The 19,082-nt window shown below is 37.1% G+C and carries 15 protein-coding genes; 2 read left to right on the plus strand and 13 right to left on the minus strand.

The features are described 5' to 3' along the window. Positions 1-94 precede the first annotated feature (94 nt). The 13 genes from CLV90_RS00565 to CLV90_RS00625 all read right to left on the minus strand — a co-directional run bounded on the left by CLV90_RS00565 (position 95) and on the right by CLV90_RS00625 (position 10,728). Positions 95-628 carry a PaaI family thioesterase gene (locus CLV90_RS00565; RefSeq protein WP_133685588.1) on the minus strand — a complete coding sequence of 178 codons (534 nt, stop codon included), beginning with the start codon at positions 626-628 and terminating at the stop codon, positions 95-97. A gap of 45 nt (positions 629-673) precedes the next feature. Continuing rightward, positions 674-1,648, minus strand: coding sequence for a bile acid:sodium symporter family protein (locus CLV90_RS00570; protein ID WP_133685589.1), 975 nt, complete (start codon positions 1,646-1,648; stop codon positions 674-676). Positions 1,649-1,761: 113 nt separating this feature from the next. Then, entirely contained in the window at positions 1,762-3,015 is a 1,254-nt protein-coding gene (locus tag CLV90_RS00575) for a mechanosensitive ion channel family protein (RefSeq protein ID WP_133685590.1), read from the minus strand. A 73-nt stretch (positions 3,016-3,088) separates the two neighbouring features. Then, complete coding sequence (locus tag CLV90_RS00580) at positions 3,089-3,937, minus strand: universal stress protein (protein WP_133685591.1); 849 nt, start codon at positions 3,935-3,937, stop codon at positions 3,089-3,091. Positions 3,938-4,006: 69 nt separating this feature from the next. Then, positions 4,007-4,399, minus strand: coding sequence for a hypothetical protein (locus CLV90_RS00585; protein ID WP_133685592.1), 393 nt, complete (start codon positions 4,397-4,399; stop codon positions 4,007-4,009). After that, entirely contained in the window at positions 4,396-4,815 is a 420-nt protein-coding gene (locus CLV90_RS00590) for a GreA/GreB family elongation factor (RefSeq protein WP_133685593.1), read from the minus strand. The genes CLV90_RS00585 and CLV90_RS00590 overlap by 4 nt, the downstream gene beginning before the upstream one ends. A 157-nt stretch (positions 4,816-4,972) precedes the next feature. Then, a complete protein-coding gene (locus tag CLV90_RS00595) occupies positions 4,973-6,262 on the minus strand; it encodes a Glu/Leu/Phe/Val family dehydrogenase (protein ID WP_133685594.1) in 1,290 nt (429 codons plus the stop codon). Next, the gene (locus tag CLV90_RS00600) at positions 6,262-6,468 is read right to left on the minus strand and encodes a hypothetical protein (protein WP_133685595.1); all 207 of its coding nucleotides are present in this window, start codon (positions 6,466-6,468) and stop codon (positions 6,262-6,264) included. The genes CLV90_RS00595 and CLV90_RS00600 overlap by 1 nt, the downstream gene beginning before the upstream one ends. A gap of 23 nt (positions 6,469-6,491) precedes the next feature. Next, a complete protein-coding gene (locus tag CLV90_RS00605) occupies positions 6,492-7,118 on the minus strand; it encodes an MCP four helix bundle domain-containing protein (protein WP_133685596.1) in 627 nt (208 codons plus the stop codon). A gap of 116 nt (positions 7,119-7,234) precedes the next feature. Next, positions 7,235-7,594 (minus strand): hypothetical protein, encoded by a 360-nt coding sequence (locus tag CLV90_RS00610; protein ID WP_133685597.1) that lies wholly within the window; start codon positions 7,592-7,594, stop codon positions 7,235-7,237. A gap of 17 nt (positions 7,595-7,611) precedes the next feature. Next, a complete protein-coding gene (locus CLV90_RS00615) occupies positions 7,612-8,058 on the minus strand; it encodes a GreA/GreB family elongation factor (RefSeq protein WP_133685598.1) in 447 nt (148 codons plus the stop codon). Between the two features lie 253 nt (positions 8,059-8,311). Beyond that, positions 8,312-9,637, minus strand: a complete 1,326-nt coding sequence (locus tag CLV90_RS00620; RefSeq protein WP_133685599.1) for a sigma-54-dependent transcriptional regulator — start codon at positions 9,635-9,637, stop codon at positions 8,312-8,314. After that, positions 9,637-10,728: a sensor histidine kinase gene (locus CLV90_RS00625; RefSeq protein WP_133685600.1), complete on the minus strand. Its 1,092-nt coding sequence runs from the start codon at positions 10,726-10,728 to the stop codon at positions 9,637-9,639. The genes CLV90_RS00620 and CLV90_RS00625 overlap by 1 nt, the downstream gene beginning before the upstream one ends. Positions 10,729-11,505: 777 nt before the next feature. On the opposite strand from CLV90_RS00625, the gene CLV90_RS00630 reads away from it, so the two are divergent. Together CLV90_RS00630 and CLV90_RS00635 are read left to right on the plus strand one after the other, a co-directional pair. Then, entirely contained in the window at positions 11,506-18,900 is a 7,395-nt protein-coding gene (locus CLV90_RS00630; protein WP_166638512.1) for a T9SS type B sorting domain-containing protein, read from the plus strand. Positions 18,901-18,924: 24 nt separating this feature from the next. Beyond that, positions 18,925-19,082: type IX secretion system membrane protein PorP/SprF (locus tag CLV90_RS00635; RefSeq protein ID WP_133685601.1), on the plus strand; the 158-nt coding region annotated here is incomplete at its 3' end.

Here is a 19,082-nt window from a genome sequence, read left to right on the forward strand (position 1 = left end):
CAACCAACAACCAACAACCAACAACCAACAACCAACAACCAACAACCAACAACCAACAACCAACAACCAACAACCAACAACCAACAACCAACAACTAAACACTAGCCACATGTTTTTTCTTTCGCTTCTGTTTAAAATAGTCTTTGTTAGCTATGTAAATTGTTTTTTTGACTTCACAAAACACTTGGGTTTTCTCTTTATTGGTAAGCTGTGTTGTTTTAATAATATCAATTTCTTTATTTTCGGCTACTTGCTCTTTTATATCGGCAATTTCTTTCTCAGAAAAATCGAAGTCCGCATATAAATTTTCTTTTGCAGGTTTTTTAAAAAATATTTCAGCGGATTTATCCCAAACTACATAGTCGTTTCCCATAATGCTTAATAGCTGAATCATAGGTATAGGATCAACCGCTGAGAACATACTACCGCCAAAAATGGAGTTGACGTAATTCTTGTTCTTGTAGCTTATTGGCACTATTATTTTCACATGCAATAAATCTTCAGACACCTCAATTAATTTCGCGGTACTTCTTTTGTACATCGGCGATAGATTGAAGCCATATCTGAATATGGTATTTTTCTTAAATATTTTTGATGCTAACGCCTCAACTTTCTGATAAACTGACATATTGTTTTTATAATTAAAAAAGTGGAAGTAAAATTAATTGAACTTCTAAAGTTCCTCTAACTTTCGAACCGATAATTTTGTAGCAACTACACTGATTATCAATATTTGTATGGCATGAAACAACATGAGCGGTAATAAGATAATACCAATAGATGCCATGTTGCCAAATAGTATTTTAGAAAAAACGGTACCGTGTACCAGCGATTTTTTAGTGCCGCAAAACTGTGCGGTAATTTGGTCTTCTTTATTAAGATGTAGTCTTTTTGATATTAATTTGGTGAGATAGAATACAATTGAAAATAAGAATATGACACCTATTAATATGAGAAGTAAATCTAATATAGAGACAGCACTAAAAATATTCTTTTCAAAAGACTCACTAAAGCTTTTATAGATAATCAATAGAATTATCGATTTATCGAACAGTGTTATTTTGTTATTATGTTTTTGTACAAAAGAACCGAAGAAGCGATGTAAAAGAAGCCCTATTATTACTGGTATTATTATTTGTACAATTAGTTTAATATAAATTTCTGTAAAATCGAAGTCGGTTTGTAAATCACTTACAAAAAGTCCCATCCATAATGGGGTAAGGGCAATACCTATAATACCAGAAATACTGGCGTTAAATATTGCTGCTGGTATATTCCCTTTTGCCAGCGAGACCATAAGAACTGAAGATGAAACTGTAGATGGTAATGCAGCCAAAAAAAAGAATCCCAACCAAATGTTTTCTTGTTCTTCATTTTGAATTAATGGATGAAGCAGTAAAACCAATAAAGGGAAAAGTAAAAAAGTAGCTCCCTGCACTAATAGATGTAATTTCCAATTTTTGAGTCCTTGTTTTAGTTTTTCGGGACTTAACTTGAGTCCGTAAAAAAAGAAAATTAGTGAAATACCTATGCTACTAATTGCGTTTAACGGAAGTTTACTTTCTTGTGTTCCCCATTGTGGAAATAGGTAAGCCAATATTATGGCAATAATTATAAAAAAGACAAACTTATCAATCTTCAATTTCATGAATATTCTTTAAGGCAAATAACTGAATTTTATTTGATTCGCTCGGTGAAGAGGTTTTTCTATATGGAACGAATTAACATAAGCATAGTAATAACCTTCTGCCTATATAAATCCTAATCTGAAGACGTAGTCGCTACACCCACCGGTATTTCATATACCTGCAATTGAAAATAGGGTAGGGCAGCTAGTAGGTGGTCAAAAATATCAGCCATTACATACTCGTAATTCTCCCAACGTTTGTCTGAACTAAAAGCATATACCTCTAACGGTATACCTTGCGGCGTTGGTGCTAATTGGCGCACCATTAATGTCATACCCTTATTTACGGCAGAATGGTTTTGAAGATAATCGATCACGTATTTTCTGAACACACCAATATTGGTCAAATTCCGACCATTTATGGCTAGGTCTTTATTAATATTATTCGCTGTATTATAAGTGCTGATCTGCTCGCTACGTGTTATAAGGTAAGGCTGAATGAGTTGTATTTTTTGAAATTCTAATACATCAGTTTCCGAAAGAAAACGAATACTTTTTTGACTAATAATCAAAGCTCGTTTCATACGTCTTCCGCCAGATTCTTGCATTCCGCGCCAGTTTTTAAAAGAATCTGAGATTAACGCATAGGTTGGTATTGTGGTTATGGTATTATCAAAATTTTGGACTTTTACAGTTGCAAGCGATATTTCGACCACATTGCCATCGGCACCGAATTTGTCAAAACTGATCCAATCGCCAATACGAACCATATCATTGATACTCACTTGTATGCTTGCGACCAAACCAAGAATAGAATCTTTAAATATTAATAGTATTACTGCAGACCCTGCACCAAGGGCGGTAAAAAACTTCCAAACCTGTATTTCTGTTATAATTGCGAAAATGGTGAAAATACCCACTACCCAGGCGAAGATCATAAATACCTGTATGTAGCTACCCATGGGTTTATCTCTAAACCGTGGTTTTGTTTTAAGGTAATCGTTAATACTTCGAAATACACTTTTTACAACGTAGAGCGTAAGTATTACAAAGAGTACATTTAGAAATTTTAATGTGATTTGGGCTCCATAATCGAACCCAATGAAACCAAACGGTACTAATTCTACCAAAATGCTTAACGGAATAATATGCGCTACATATCTCGGAACTCTATTGGCGACGAGAAAATTATCGAAATTGGTTTTAGATTTTCGGGCTAATTTAAGCGATACAGATCGTAACACCTTCCAGATGATCAAATCTAAAAACCAGGCTAGTACCAATGCACCTACCATTAAAATGGCAAGGTTTACATACGCTGCAACATTTTCGCTTAGTCCGGTTTCTATAAGGTAGTTATATAGTATTCTGTGAAAATTGTCGTTCATTGTCCTTGTTCATTTTACCATACAAAGGTACGATATGTGACTTCCAGAAACGATAAGAGTGATAGTAAAAAGCTTATTTCGAATGAAGTGCCAAAACAGGTACATCGGCATAATACCCAAGCTTACTAAGTGATAGTTGCCCAAAACCAAGTCGTTCTAAAAAAGAAGGTTTTTTATCAATGAAGCTGATCATATTAGAATTTCTAATTTCAACAAAGCAGCTTAAAGCTATTGCCATTTTTACATTTTTAAGCGAATTAAAGTTATAGGCTACTTCTTTTAGTTGTGTACGAATAAATACTTTGTTCCTCTTTTGTTCAAAACTCAATTTATGTGTTGGTGACAGGCTTAAAACTTGAATACTGGCATTACTTAGTTTTGCTATTTCAACCAAATATTTGATTTCTGATGATTTAATTTTAGTATTGAAATTAGTAGTCAATACAATTTCTTTAGGGTGACTGAAATCGACTTTCGTGGGAACTACCAGAACCGGACATTTTCTAATATGCTTTAAAATTTCTAAGGTGTTTTTACCATATGATTTTCCTTTCTTGTTACCCATGCCTCTTGCACCCATAACAATCATATTAAATTGAATTTCTTTATTCAAGTTTTTAACGGCACTCAATAAAAGGGTAGATTCTGATACTAGGTGAAATTTGTGATTTTTATTATTTTTTAATCTTGATAACTTTATTAATATATCACCCAAGCATTGTCTTGATCTTAATTCAGACAAATTATTAAAAGCTTCATCGGGATTTAATAATGTTAAACTATCTAAGCCATGGGTTTCTTTAGAATAGGCATTCAAAATGTAAAATGTGCATTTTTTATCTTCAAAAAGTTTTATAGCATACTGTATGGCTAACCATGAGTTCTTTGAAAAATCTGTTGGTAATAGTATGCTGTTATCCATGACGATTTGATTTTTAACCCTATAAATTTTGATTGTTTTAGGGTCGATTATAAATCTGTGTTGTTCACTTTACTTACTTGCCTTTAATAGAATTTGAGATAATACCTTGATTTTTAGATTCCTATAATTTTGAATAAAAGCGATGTAGGTATCTCTTTTCTTTTCATGATGATTTAAATAGTAGGCATCACAATCTACCGTATCACATTCAATGGCTTTGCCAAGTGTGCTTTCGTAACGATATAATGCTGCCAATAACAGCGCACTTTCTCTACGAACACCATGTAACTCTTGGTACAGTTTTGAACTGTGGATCATACTATCTTCAATGTCTAAATAATAGTCTAACTCCTTATTTAAATACTCGAGTTCATCTGTCCAATTATTAATTTCTAATCGATCCTTTTTTACCATAATCTTTTTATCAGATTCATGCGGATAGAAATGTCTAGATGCGATCATAGTACCATATTTAAATTCATATGTTCATTCTCTTGTTCTACTTTTTCAATAACTAGTTTTTGTTCACCTGATGGAAAATCCCATATAATGGTGTCACCTTCGCTATAGCCCATTACAGCAGCACCCATAGGGGTTAGTATAGATATTTTGTCGTTTTTTATATCACTATCGGTAGGCATTACCAATCTAAATTTTTTGTGCCATCCGTTCTCAGATGTAATAGTAATGGTGGTGTTAAATCGAATAACATCGGCATACATCTCTAGCTCATCTTTAATAATGGCAGTTTCCATTTCACCTACCAGTTTTTGTACAGATTTACGTAATGTATCATCTTTGTAATACCCAGATAAATTCATTAATCGCTTAAGTACCACATATTCTTTTTTCTCTATAACTAGATTTCCGTACTTCATTTTCTAATTGTATTTTTTGAGATAAAGGCGCTGAAAACTAATGGTACCCATATGAGCGAGGTCGAGAAAGGTAGCTAACTTTCTAAACATAATTTCGACCGCGCCCTATTTGGTACTATTTATCCTTTATTCTTTGTTATAAATCGTTTTTAATTGATCAAGGGAAAATACCACGTTGAACATACGCCTCTTCTAATCGCTCAATCGCAATTATAAATGCTGCAGTACGCATATCTACATTTCTTTTTTTCGAGGTTTCTATAACGGTGGTGAAAGACTCTTTCATTTTCTTTTCTAATTTTTCCATCACTTCATCTAAAGACCATATTTCGCCGTTACGGTTTTGTAACCACTCGAAATAACTACCTATTACTCCGCCAGAGTTGCATAGAATATCTGGTATAATATCGATACCTTTTTTCAAAAGAATTTCTTCGGCATCTACATCTGTTGGTCCGTTGGCACCTTCGGCAATTAAATATGCTTTTAACTTATGGGCATTTTTAGGAGTAATCTGGTTACCTAAGGCTGCAGGTATACAGATATCGCAGTCTAAGGAAAAGAAATCTTTACTATCTATTGTTCTTGCCTTTGCATATCCAAGAATGCTACCTTTATTACCTTTTTGATAATCGAATAGTTGATCAACATTGATACCTTCTTCATTTGCAATACTGCCATAGGCATCTTGCACTGCTGTTAAAATAGCGCCTTCGTTAACTAAGAAATAGGCAGCCCAATACCCAACATTACCGAAACCTTGTACAATAAATTTTTTGTCCTTTAAATCTACATTATGACTTTCTGCCCAAAATTTAATGGTTAGAAATACGCCGAAACCAGTAGCTCTGTCTCGACCTTTTGAGCCACCGGCACCTATAGGTTTACCAGTAACTACATGCATATTGGTAGATCGTTCTGCAGGCGATTTGGTAGACATATATGTATCAAGGATCCAAGCCATCGTCTGCGGATTGGTATTAACATCGGGAGCAGGAATATCTAACTCCGGTCCAATATTATCTCCTAATGCATAGGTGAATCTTCTAGTGATGCGCTCTAACTCTGTATCTGAATATTTGTTAGGGTCTAATTGAATTCCGCCCTTAGCGCCACCATAGGGTAAACCCGCCAAAGAAGTTTTCCAGGTCATCCACATTGCCAATGCTTTTGCTGCATCGATATCAACTGTTGGGTGGTAACGAAGACCACCTTTGTAGGGACCCAATGCATTGTTATGCTGAACACGGTAGCCGGTAAAAATTTCAACCTCACCATTATCCATCCGCACAGGAAAATGAACAACTATTTCATTATTGGTCACCTCTAATATTTTTCTAATATTGGTGTTTAGGTCAATAATGTCTGCGGCATTATCAAATTGTCGCATTACGTTTTCAAGCATACCTTGTTTAGGTGCTTTTTTAGATGCTACTTTTGCTATCATTATATGTAGTTTAAGACTAATTCTCTTTCAAATTCTTTACTTGCCATTTCATTAGAAATGATCAATGTTGGTTCATTGGTAATATCCAAAACATGCACATAGTCGCTACATGAAAAAATGGAGTTCTTATCTTTTGTTAATGAGCAATATGCCATATAAGTACAGGTAGAGCATATGCTACGAATATAATTTTTCATCGAGCTCATAGTAAGATGTATTTAATTATTCCTCAATTGAGGACGGGTTGTTTTCTTTTTAAGGGATAAAAAATTAATGACAATAGCGCTAGCCCGATAAGTATTAAAAAGCCGAGTGAAAGCTTAGACATGAGCAAGTTGCTCTCTAAAGCTTTATTGGATAGCTGTGTCATTTGCTTGCTTTCTTCTAATTGTATGGTTGCCAGTACATCTAATTTTTTATCTATTTCCTTAAGTGTTTGTAGTGATAAAATGGTAACCCCATTGCTAAGATCATCTGGAGATTCCAATAGCTTGTTTTCAAATATTTTAAGCTTTTGAAATTGTGTGTTCAATTCATTCATTGCACTATATTCTTTTGTAGTTAGTTCTGTAAGTGCAAATTGAGTAAGTAATTTTTCTACTTTTTCATTTTCGTTTGCAACTGAAGTAAAATCATCTTCAGTAATGAACCGAAGTCTTTTAGAATGAAAGATGTTATTTAATTGATAGATGTAACCTTGAACTTTAACCCGGTCTTCATAAACAGAGTTAACCGTGTTCTGTAGGGTAGAAAAATGTCTATGGTACAATCTATTAGAACCCAAAACCAATAAAAATGCGATGGCCAATATAAAGCCAGTATGCAATCTTTGCGGTGTTTTAAGTTTTGTAAACATGGGTTTTGTTTTGTTTAGACGTAGAATTTTATTAGGAAATCCACTTGGTTGTTTCTTAATAAATCAGCCAACTTATTTATAGAGACCAAGTGGATTATCAATCAACTAAAAAAAAATTATAAAGCCTGTAATTCGCCAGACGTAATCGCTTCGTTAAAGTCTGCAGTTACTACAGTATGGCTACCGAAAAAACGACCACCATCATTTCTTTTTATTTTAATTTCTGTGGTACCATCTTTTTTTTCTTTAACGGCAGTAACCACAACTTCTTCGCCTTGGGCACGCCTATAATTGGCAATTCCGCCGCGTTTAATAATGAAGTTTTCTCTCGGAAAATCTATGTGTTTGTATTTGTTCGTTTCAGGTTTTCCTATTTCAAAAACATCACCAACATTAACCTCGGTTTGGCTTGTGTCGTTGCTTTGTGCGTTTAATAGACTTACTGAAAATAATAGGGTAATTGCGTATTTGATCATAACTGAATAATTTAGAATTAGTGAATTGTTTCTTTTTTGGTCTTAAGAATTTCAGTAGTGTTTTTGTTGGCTGAGTTTGGTTGGGTAACTTTTGTGATGACTAAAGACACGCGGTCACCAGGTAATCCATAAGAAATTTTATCTCCTACGGCGCGCCCAATAACTGAAGCACCTAAACTGCTGATAACAGAAATTTTATTCTGTTTTATATCAACTTCACTTGGAGATACTATTTGAAATGTTTGGCGAATACCAGAAGCGCCGCTAACTTTTATAAACGAGTTAATAGTAATGATGTCGAACGGAATATCTTCTGCATTTAAACGCATGGCTATAGTCATGTGTTGACCAAGAATCTCTAACACATTTTTGTGTGCATAGTCTTCAATAGTTACATTCTCTTCTTGATATTTTTTAATTATCAAGAATTCATTTTCTTCAAAAACCAGACTGCCGTACTTCATTTATCGCTATTTAAGATTCCACGTTCTCTTTCTTTTACTAGTCGCTTTGAATATAGATTACGGTCTATATGTACTAGTTTTAGAAACAGATATCTTTTTCATGGTCTATATAGCAATTGGTATGCCTGTGATATAAGGAAAACGCGCCAAAAACCGTAACTAATTGAATATTAGTTAGTAGTAAATTATTTTATTTTTGGAAAAGTATTTTAATTGGGGATTTATTCCTCAGTTGGGGAGAAATTACTCGGTGTTATTTTAGTTTTTCACGTAAGGTTTTGCGATCTATTTGAAGAATTTCGGCTGCTTTGGTCTTGTTACCATCTGTATGATTTAAAACACGCTGAACATATTCTCGCTCTATTTCACGAAGCGGACGCAGCTCATTATCAGAAAAATTAATTTGATACTTTAAAAAATCTGGCAGGTCTTTGACATCGATAATACCATCGGACATGATAACAGCTCTTTGAATAATATTTTCAAGTTCTCTAATGTTACCGGGCCAATTGTAACGTTGAAGAATTTGTAATGCTTCCGGAGAAATACGAAGCAATCTATCTTTAAATTCTATTCCGTATTTACGAAGAAACTTATCAGTTAGAAGCGCAATGTCAGATTTACGTTCGCGTAGGGGAGGTACATTTATTTCTACTACAGTTAATCTGTAATACAGATCTTCTCTAAACGTATTGTTCTTAATTTCTTCTCTTAGGTTGGCATTTGTAGCAGCAATAATTCGAATATCTACTTTTTCAATTTTTTGTGAGCCTACCCTGGTAATTTCCTTTTCTTGAAGTGCGCGCAGTAATTTGGTCTGTACGGCTAATGATGCTGTACCAATTTCATCTAAAAACAAAGTACCGCCTTTAGCTGCTTGAAAGAAACCATTTCTATTTTCATTTGCCCCTGTAAAGGCTCCTTTCACATACCCGAATAGCTCTGCTTCTTGAAGATTTTCTGGTATTGCTGCGCAGTTAACGGCAATGAACGGCTCTCTAGAAAACTTACCTGAATAATGAATAGCCCTTGCAACCAATTCTTTACCCGTACCACTTTCACCTGTAACTATTACTGTAGCCTTATTATCTTTTACGCGTTCAATAATATTGGTTACCTTTTTAAATGCCTCAGATGCACCTACCATATCTGAATACGTATTCGCATTAGATTTTACTTGGGTGCTTTTTGCTTTTTTCCGCGATGCATTTTGCGTAAGTGCCTTTTCAATAGCTTCTTTTAGCTCTGCTTTGGTAAAGGGTTTTGTTAAATAATCTGTGGCTCCAGATTTTATCACTTCTAAAGTACCTTCTACAGATGGGTAACCGGTAACAACCAATTTCGGAATTTCAGGATAATGCTCATTTGCGAACTTCAATAATTGGAGTCCGTCTATTTCGGGCATTTGTATGTCGGTAATTAGCAAATCAATGAACGTGTCTTTAAGTATAAACAACGCTTCTTTTACAGAAACGGCTTTATAGGTATGATAATCCATCGACTGTAGATGCCTTTGTAAAAGCTCTAAAATATCAATATCATCATCAACAATAAGAATGTTCTCTTTGCGCAGATCCATTAGTTTAATTTAGGAAAGTCGACCGTAAATATAGTTCCTTTCGGTGTATTTGGTTTGTGTTCTAATTTACCTTTATGGCTGGTAATAATTCCGTGTACAACGCTAAGACCCAAGCCAGAACCCTCGCCAATAGGTTTTGTAGTAAAAAAAGGTTCAAAGACTTTGTCTTCTAATTCGGTAGGTATACCATTGCCTTCGTCTAAAATCTTAATACTTATATGATTATCGGTTTCTACAATACCAACAGTAATGGTACCAAGTTCAGGGGAGTAGTAAATAGCATTCATAATCAGATTAAATAATACTTGAGTTAACTGAACCGTGTCTGCTTTGAGTGCTATTTTTTCAGTGTCAAAAGCTTTGATCATCTTCAAGTTCTTAGATCTTAAAGAGGGTTCAAGCAGTTTTATGACATTGGTAACAATAGGTATAAATTGTACCTTTTTCATTTCTTGTGGCATTTCACAAGCAAAAAACATGAGCTTTTTTACAATTTCTCTGCTGAAAATAGCACTGTCCATTATTTTTTCTAGGTCTCTAACAGTCTCTTTGTCGGTAATTTTATCTTTCAGTAATTCTGCAAATCCGAGTATGTTAGCTAGGGGGGTGTTCAATTCATGAGCTATACCAGCTGTAATTTCACCAAGAATATGCAAACGGTCTCTACGTTCCATCTGTCTTCTGGTAATGGCTTCACTATCGCGAATCTGTTTACGTTCAATAAGATTACCAACATCTAAGGCTACATTATTTAATAAGGTTTGTTCTTCCTCTAAAAAATCGCTAGGAGTATGTGTTGAAGAGGGATAGCCGACTAAAATTTCACCTTCTATCTTATTAAAGACTTTTATTTTTGAAACTAGCATGACCATGTCATGAGTGAAATCATCGGTATGTACTTGGTAATCGCCTACTTTTAAAAAGGCTTCGGTTACAGTTTCGAACTGCCATGCCCTTTTTAGGCAATATACGATGGCTTCTAAGGAGGTTTCTAATTGGTCATAATCAGAATTTACTATTATAGAAGTAACTTCATAAAGACAGGTGAGTTCTTTTACACGCTCTTTTAATTTCTCTTCTGCTGTTGTCATACCAAATAGCATTTGTAATCTACTATAAAGATCAGTAATATTTAGGAACAAAGAAAATTACGAACCTGTAAATCTTTGCCATTTGTTTTATGTGTAAGCATTTTTTACTGGTCTAAGGGTGATAATTTATTGCCATATTTTGGAGGGTAAATTTTTCTTAAAATCTATTGCCATTTTTGCGGTAGGAAAGATGTTGAAATAAACAGCTAAAATATTAAAATAGGAATCGTTTTTTTTTGTAGGAATTTCTGGTTGACCAATTTGACCTCCGCCTGATTTTTTCACTTGTTGACAAAGATTATGGTGATTTTTAAAATATGTTAACTTGGCTTGTAAGACCTATTGTCATTGCCTTTTGGCTATAATTATTAGTTTAGGTCATTTTACCTATATAAAAGATGCTCTCGAAACGACTGGTATACTTGACTTCATCGATGAAAAGCTAAAAAAAATATATAATCTCACCTACAAAATTGGTGGTTTCCCATACAACTATCTTCATTTTACAACATAAAATATGTTAAAATTTAATGTTCAACTAATTTTGGGATAATAACAAATATTTTGTAATCCTTATCTGTCGAAAGTTAAAGGGAAACAACTTATTTTTTAATAACCCATCCCCGATATGATATTCCCCTTAAAATCGAGTTTTTTAACACGTCAATTGATGCTTACATTTAATGATATAGTCAAAAATATCTTATCCAATTATATCATTTTAAAAAATTTTATCAGATTATTTTTAGACCAAAAAATGACATCAAAATTATAAATATGAATATCAAAAATCTTAAAATCAAGAAAACCGTTTTCAGCTTGGTATTCATACTTTTAGCTATTATCGAATCTTACGCCCAGTTAAGCGATGTTCATTATTTGCCGCCATTAAAACAGGTTTCTAATAATCAGGCAATTGTTCAACAAGCATTTTATCTTTCTACTCCAGAAGCAACGGCTTTCAATGTAGATGTATATCAAGGTACTGGTGCTACTCCTGTTGCTACCTTGTCTATTTCAAATATAACACCTGGGCAGTATAATGTTTCTGATGGTAATAATAATATAAGTCTTGTTGACAATATTAATACTGGTATTATTCTTAGCAATAGCGGACTTCGTTTTGAAGCTCCGGGTGGCGAAAAATTTTATGTAAATTATAGAGGGCGATCAGGCGCTCAAGGAACATCCCTAACTTCTAAGGGTAAAGCAGCCGCTGGAAATAGTTTTAAATGGGGAGGCATTCCTAATAGGGCCAATGATGCTAACCTTAACACTACCTTGGGTATTATGGCAACCGAGGATAATACTATTGTAGATATTTTTGGTTACGATACTAATTGTGAATTTAGATTAGGTGCAAGCCAAGGTGGGCTTACAGCAGATGCCATCCAGATTACATTGAACGCTGGTCAATCTTATGTATTAGAAGCTGTAAAAAACCAAACAGCAGCTAATGTTGACGGTTGGTTGGGAGCATCGATAAAGTCGGACAAGAAAATTGTAATCAGTAATGGCGGTCTTAACGTTGGTGTTAATAGTGGTTCCGCCTCTAGAGATGCTGCAATTGACCAACCTGTACCAGAAAATGTTTTGGGTAGGGAATATGTGTTTATTCGTGGAAATGGACAAGCAGACAATCAAACCGAATTTCCAATCATAATAGGAACACAAAATAATACCCAGATTTTTGTTAATGGTTCAGCAACCCCAATTGCAACAATAAACAATGGAGAATATTTTGAAGTCCCGGGCAGTAACTTTTCCTCAAATACGGCAGGTGCGAACATGTTTGTCACCACTTCCAAGGAGGCTTATGCCTACCAATGTTTAACCGGTGCCTCTGGTATACAGACGTTAGGTCTTAATTTTATAGCACCTGTAAATTGTTTATTACCAAGTATCTTAAGTAATATTCCAAACATACAAGATGTAGCTGGGTTAAACTTTAATGGTGGTGTAACTATAGTTGCTTCTACAACTACACCAGATGGTAATATTACTGTAACAGATGGTACTGGGAATGTAGCTTTACCGGCATCTACACCAGTTGCGGGAACAACAGAATGGAAAACATTTTTTGTCACTGGACTTATAGGTAATGTATCCGTTAATTCTACAGGACCAATCGCCGTTGGGTTTTTAGGCGCAAATAACAATGCAGGTATAGCTGGTTATTTTTCTGGTTTTGATACAGTTCCGGTTGTAGAACTCGACGTTACAGGTGGCGGTTGTCTGCCTGCAGATGTTTTTGAAGCCACAGGTGGTTTTGATGCCTATCAATGGTTTAAAAATGGTGCTATAATTGCAAGTGAAACCAATAGTTCATTTACCCCGGATACCCCTGGAGACTATTTTGTAAGGGTAACCAAAGGTGGTTGCACCTATGATTCTGCCATACTATCGGTATATAGTTGTGCACCAGAATTGGTATTGACCAAAATAGACGATGTTGATCCTATTGTTGCCGGTAATGATGTTACGTTTACGATCACTGCGGAATATTTAGGTTTTAGTGCGATTAATAACTTAGTCATTACAGATATATTACCTACAGAATTTACCTTGGTCAGTGCAACACCTAGTTCTGGTGCATGGTCTTCTCCAGATTGGACGATAGGCACCATGCAAAGAGGTCAGTTATTCACACTTGACATAGTTGCTACGGCAAATGATGTTCCTGCTGATATTACTGTGACCAATACCATATCGGCTACTTTTGATGAATTTGCAACCGAAGTAAATACTATTACAGATGATTTAGATGAAGAGGTAACTATTTTTAGCGATGCTGATGGGGATGGAGATCCTGATAATACTGATCCAGATGATGATAATGACGGTATCAGTGATGCTCAAGAAGCAATTGACGGAACAGATCCTTTAAATGACTGTAGTTCCGTTGGTGGCACACCGCTCCCAACAAGTGATTGTGATGGTGATGGTGTACCAAATGCAACAGACATATGCGAAGGTTTTGACGATAGCTTAGATAATGATTTAGATGGTGTGCCAGATGGCTGTGATCAAGATGATGATAATGACGGTATTTTGGATACTGATGAAAATCAAAATTGCCCAACTCCAAGTAAAATTCTTGTACAAGAAATATACAATAATAATTTTGGTTTTGGTTCAACCAGAGCAAGTGATGCAAATGTAGTTAACCATGGCTACAGGGCTTCAGGTGCCGTGGGAGACGGTTTTTATGCTGTAGCTAATTCTTCCAATCCTGGATTACAATTTTACAACAGAACCAATATAAATGGCAATGTTGATGCCAGTGGTGATACCAACGGAAGGTATTTGGTAGTCAATGTGGATTCGTCGATTCCTATCCCGTCTGAAATATATCGCATCAATTCGTTGAACACTCAAATAGGGCAAGATTATGTTTTTCAGATAGCTTTAGCTGGTCTATGCGAAAATTGTGGGGATCTTCCAATCCTTAGTCTTAATGTTGAAGATGCCACTAATGTGATTATAGCATCGGTAAATTCTTCTGGTTTAGGTGTATTAAATGATGATATTTGGAGAACGATTGAGGTCAGATTTACCGCGACTACCAATCTATCAAACTTCGTAATCTTAAATTCACAATCAAATGGTAGTGCCGGTAATGATATTGGTATCGATAATGTTAATCTTACTTTATTGGGATGTGATAGCAATACCAACAATATTCCAAATGTTTTAAATAACGATTCAGACGGCGATGGCTGCCCAGACGCCTTAGAAGGTGATGGCGGTTTTGGTTTGGATGATATTGATGCCAATGGAAGACTAACGGGGGGAGTTGACCCAAATACAGGAATACCTTTAGTTGCAGGCACAGGGCAGTCAAGCACAAGTTCAACAGATGATACTGTAACAAGCGGTGCTTGCGATGATGATGGTGATGGACTAACAAATGAAGAGGAAACAACAGGCGTAGATGACCCTTCTACCCCAGCAAATCCAAACGGAGAAACAACAGACCCCACAAATGAAGACACCGACGGTGATGGTATCTCCGATGGTCAAGAAGCCTTAGATGGTACAGACCCTAACGATTCTTGTAGCTCTATAGGTGGTACGCCACTTGGAACTGCCGATTGTGATAATGACGGTTTAACGAACGACGAAGAAACAACAGGCGTAGATGATCCTTCAACTCCAGCTAATCCGAACGGAAATACGACAGATCCAAATGTAGTAGATACCGATGGTGACGGAATTTCAGATGGTCAAGAAGCCTTGGATGGTACAGACCCTAATGATTCTTGTAGCTCTATAGGTGGTACACCACTTGGAACTGCCGATTGTGATAACGACGGTTTAACTAATGATGAAGAAACTACAGGTGTAGATGATCCATCAACTCCGGCAAATCCTAACGGAAATACAACAGACCCTAACGTAGTAGATACTGATAGTGACGGAATTTCAGATAGTCAAGAAGCCTTAGATGGAACAGATCCTAATGATTCTTGTAGTTCTATAGGTGGTACACCACTTGGAACAGCAGATTGTGACAATGACGGATTAACTAACGATGAAGAAACGACAGGTGTAGATGATCCTTCTACCCCAGCTAATCCAAACGGAAATACAACAAATCCAAATGTAACAGATACCGATGGTGATGGCATCTCCGATGGGCAGGAAGCCTTAGACGGCACAGACCCTAATAACGATTGTGAATCTGTTGGAGGAACTCCTTTAGCTACGAGTGATTGTGATGGTGACGGTAATCCTAACGGCACAGACCCTAACCCAACAGTTGCAACTGCAGTTGATGACAATACCACGGCAGATGTTGGTATTGCAAAAACTATAAATATTCTATTTAACGACGATTTTGCAGCGGGAAGTACTATAACGATAACCGGTGGAACGTCTGCTGGCACAATAACGTTAAACCAAGCTACAGGTGAATTAACATATGTAGCAACTGCTGCAGAAGATAATAATACGGTCACCGTAACCTACCAAGTATGTAACGGTACCGTATGTGCAAATGCTACGGTCAATATTACCATACCATCATGTGTAGATACAGATGGTGATAATATATGTGATGTAGATGACACGGCGCCCAATGACCCTTGTGCTCCTATGAGCGATCCTAATTGGTTACCAGTAGGAACAAGTGATTGTGATGGGGACGGATTAACATACGATGAAGAAACTACTGGTGTAGATGACCCTTCAACTCCGGCAAATCCTAATGGTGAAACTACAGATCCAATGGATGATGATACGGATGGTGATGGAATCTCAGACGGGCAGGAAGCCTTAGATGGTACAGACCCTAATAATGACTGTGATTCTGTTGGTGGTACACCACTTGGAAACAGTGACTGTGATAACGATGGTTTAACCAATGATGAGGAAACTACAGGTATAGATGACCCTTCAACTCCGGCTAATCCTAACGGTAATACAACTGATCCTAATCTAGTAGATACAGATGGTGATGGTATATCTGATGGTCAAGAAGCTTTAGATGGTACAAACCCTAATGATTCTTGTAGTTCTATCGGTGGTACGCCTATTGGAACAAGTGATTGCGACAATGATGGATTAACTTATGATGAAGAAACGACAGGTGTAGATGATCCTACCACTCCTGCAAATCCCAATGGAAACAGTACTAATCCAAATATAAATGATACAGATGGTGATGGTATCTCTGATGGGCAAGAGGCTTTAGATGGCACTAATCCAAACGATGATTGCGATTCTGTTGGTGGAACACCTCTTGGAACGAGTGACTGTGATAATGATGGATTGACGAAAGATGAAGAAACTACAGGTGTAGATGATCCTTCGACCCCAGCGAATCCAAATGGAAATACAACAGACCCTAATCTAGTAGATACAGATGGTGACGGTATATCTGATGGACAAGAAGCTTTAGATGGCACGGACCCTAATAATGATTGTAGTTCATTTGGTGGAACACCATTAGGAGCAAGTGATTGTGATAACGACGGATTAACAAACGATGAGGAAACTACAGGTGTAGATGATCCTTCAACTCCGGCAAATCCGAATGGTAACACAACAGATCCTCGCGATGCCGATACTGACGGCGATGGCATCAACGATGGCCAGGAGGCTATAGACGGTACAGATCCAAACAACGATTGTGAATCTATTGGAGGAACACCTTTGGCAACCAGTGATTGTGATGGTGACGGTAATCCTAACGGAACGGACCCTAACCCAACAGTAGCAACGGCAGTTGACGACAATACTACAGCAGATGTTGGTGTACCTAAAACATTGAATATTTTATTCAATGATGACTTCCTAATTGGTAGTACGGTAACAATTACAGGTGGTACCGCTGCAGGTACGGTTACTTTTGACCCTATTACAGGAGAACTAACCTATATAGCAATTGCCGCTGAAGACAACTCAACGGTTACTGTAACCTATGAAGTTTGTAATGGTACAGTATGTGCAACAGCAACGGTTTTCATATCCATTCCAACCTGTGTTGATACGGATGGCGATAATATTTGTGATGTAGATGATCCTGCTCCTAATGATCCTTGTATTCCAATGTCAAATCCAGATTGGCAGCCTGTGGCTACTAGTGATTGCGATGGTGATGGATTAACCTATGGAGAGGAGACAACAGGTGTTGACAACCCTTCTACGCCAGCAAATCCTAATGGTGAAACAACGGATCCTAATGATTCAGACACGGATGGTGATGGAATTTCCGATGGGCAGGAAGCCTTGGACGGCACAGATCCTAATGATTCTTGTAGTTCTACAAATGGTACGCCACTTGGAACTGCAGATTGTGATAATGATGGCTTGACCAATGATCAAGAGATTGCTATTGTAACAGATCCTAACAACCCGGACACGGATGGTGATGGTATCAATGACGGGCAAGAAGTAAACATGGATGGCAGTAATCCTCTGGACGACTGTAACTCTAATGGAGGTACACCTCTAGGCACAAGCGATTGTGACAATGATGGTCTTACCAACGATGAAGAAGTTGCTTTAGGAACAGACCCTAGAGACAATGATTCAGATAACGATGGTATTTCTGACGGACAAGAGGTAAATACAGATGATACTAACCCATTGGATGATTGTGATTCTATTGGTGGAACTCCATTAGGAACAAGCGATTGTGATAATGATGGGTTGACTAATAACGAAGAAATAACTGGGGTGAACGATCCATCTACACCAGCCAATCCTACTGGTATTATTACAAACCCTAATTTAGCTGATACAGATGGTGATGGTATATCCGATGGGCAAGAAGCCTTGGATGGTACAGACCCTAATGATTCTTGTGATTCGATAGGTGGCACACCAACGGGAGCTGCAGATTGTGACAATGACGGATTAACAACAGATCAGGAGGTCTCTTTAGGAACAGATCCTAACAATCCTGATACAGATGGCGATGGTGTTACCGATGGTAATGAAGTTGCCAGCGGTTCAGATCCACTAAATCCATGTGACCCAGATAATGCAAATGGATTGTGCGACACAGATGGTGACGGCTTAACCGATTTTGAAGAAATTACTTTAGGTACAGATTCACTAAATCCTGATACCGATGGCGATACGATCCTAGACGGTCAAGAAGTATTGGACGGAACAAATCCTTTAGATGATTGTGACCATGTTGGAGGTACGGCGTTGCCGGACAGCGATTGTGATGGCGACGGATTGACGACTGCCCAGGAAGACGCAATCGGAACAGATCCAGATGTAGCCGATACCGATGGCGATACGATACCTGACGGCCAAGAAATAACAGATGGTACGGATCCATTGAATCCGTGTGATTCATTGAACGGAGTTCCAACACTTGATGCCGGTTGTAACGCTGAGGTAGTGGACAGCGGAATAGCTGTTACCAATGAAATCATAACACCGGATAACGATGGTACCAACGATGAGTTCTTGATCGAAAATATCGAGTCCTTCCCGAACAACACGGTGCAGGTATATAACAGATGGGGCGTGGTCGTTTATAAAATGAGCGGTTATGATAATAGAACGAATACCTTCCGAGGGTCTTCAAATGGTAGAGCTACCATAAGCCAAGATTCAGAATTGCCGGTCGGTGTGTACTTCTATGTGATCAAGTACGATAAAGAGGGTAATAACCTTACCAAGTCCGGTTACCTATACATCAACAGATAAAAAATTCCCCTTAAAATAGATACGATGAACAAATATTTACTGACCATTATAATTACCGTAGCGGGACTCTTCATGGGCCATGCCCAGCAAGACGCGCAGTACACACAGTACATGTACAATACGATATCGGTGAACCCTGCGTACGCAGGTTCCCGAGGAGTGTTGAGCATCGCCGCGCTGCA

The organism is Maribacter spongiicola (genome assembly GCF_004364165.1).
Lineage (GTDB): Bacteria > Bacteroidota > Bacteroidia > Flavobacteriales > Flavobacteriaceae > Maribacter > Maribacter spongiicola.

Coding starts and splice junctions, on each gene's coding strand:
- CLV90_RS00565 (WP_133685588.1), bottom strand. CDS start 628: ATGTCAGTTTATCAGAAAGTTGAGGCGTTAGCATCAAAAATATTTAAG.
- CLV90_RS00570 (WP_133685589.1), bottom strand. CDS start 1,648: ATGAAATTGAAGATTGATAAGTTTGTCTTTTTTATAATTATTGCCATA.
- CLV90_RS00575 (WP_133685590.1), bottom strand. CDS start 3,015: ATGAACGACAATTTTCACAGAATACTATATAACTACCTTATAGAAACC.
- CLV90_RS00580 (WP_133685591.1), bottom strand. CDS start 3,937: ATGGATAACAGCATACTATTACCAACAGATTTTTCAAAGAACTCATGG.
- CLV90_RS00585 (WP_133685592.1), bottom strand. CDS start 4,399: ATGATCGCATCTAGACATTTCTATCCGCATGAATCTGATAAAAAGATT.
- CLV90_RS00590 (WP_133685593.1), bottom strand. CDS start 4,815: ATGAAGTACGGAAATCTAGTTATAGAGAAAAAAGAATATGTGGTACTT.
- CLV90_RS00595 (WP_133685594.1), bottom strand. CDS start 6,262: ATGATAGCAAAAGTAGCATCTAAAAAAGCACCTAAACAAGGTATGCTT.
- CLV90_RS00600 (WP_133685595.1), bottom strand. CDS start 6,468: ATGAGCTCGATGAAAAATTATATTCGTAGCATATGCTCTACCTGTACT.
- CLV90_RS00605 (WP_133685596.1), bottom strand. CDS start 7,118: ATGTTTACAAAACTTAAAACACCGCAAAGATTGCATACTGGCTTTATA.
- CLV90_RS00610 (WP_133685597.1), bottom strand. CDS start 7,594: ATGATCAAATACGCAATTACCCTATTATTTTCAGTAAGTCTATTAAAC.
- CLV90_RS00615 (WP_133685598.1), bottom strand. CDS start 8,058: ATGAAGTACGGCAGTCTGGTTTTTGAAGAAAATGAATTCTTGATAATT.
- CLV90_RS00620 (WP_133685599.1), bottom strand. CDS start 9,637: ATGGATCTGCGCAAAGAGAACATTCTTATTGTTGATGATGATATTGAT.
- CLV90_RS00625 (WP_133685600.1), bottom strand. CDS start 10,728: ATGACAACAGCAGAAGAGAAATTAAAAGAGCGTGTAAAAGAACTCACC.
- CLV90_RS00630 (WP_166638512.1), top strand. CDS start 11,506: ATGAATATCAAAAATCTTAAAATCAAGAAAACCGTTTTCAGCTTGGTA.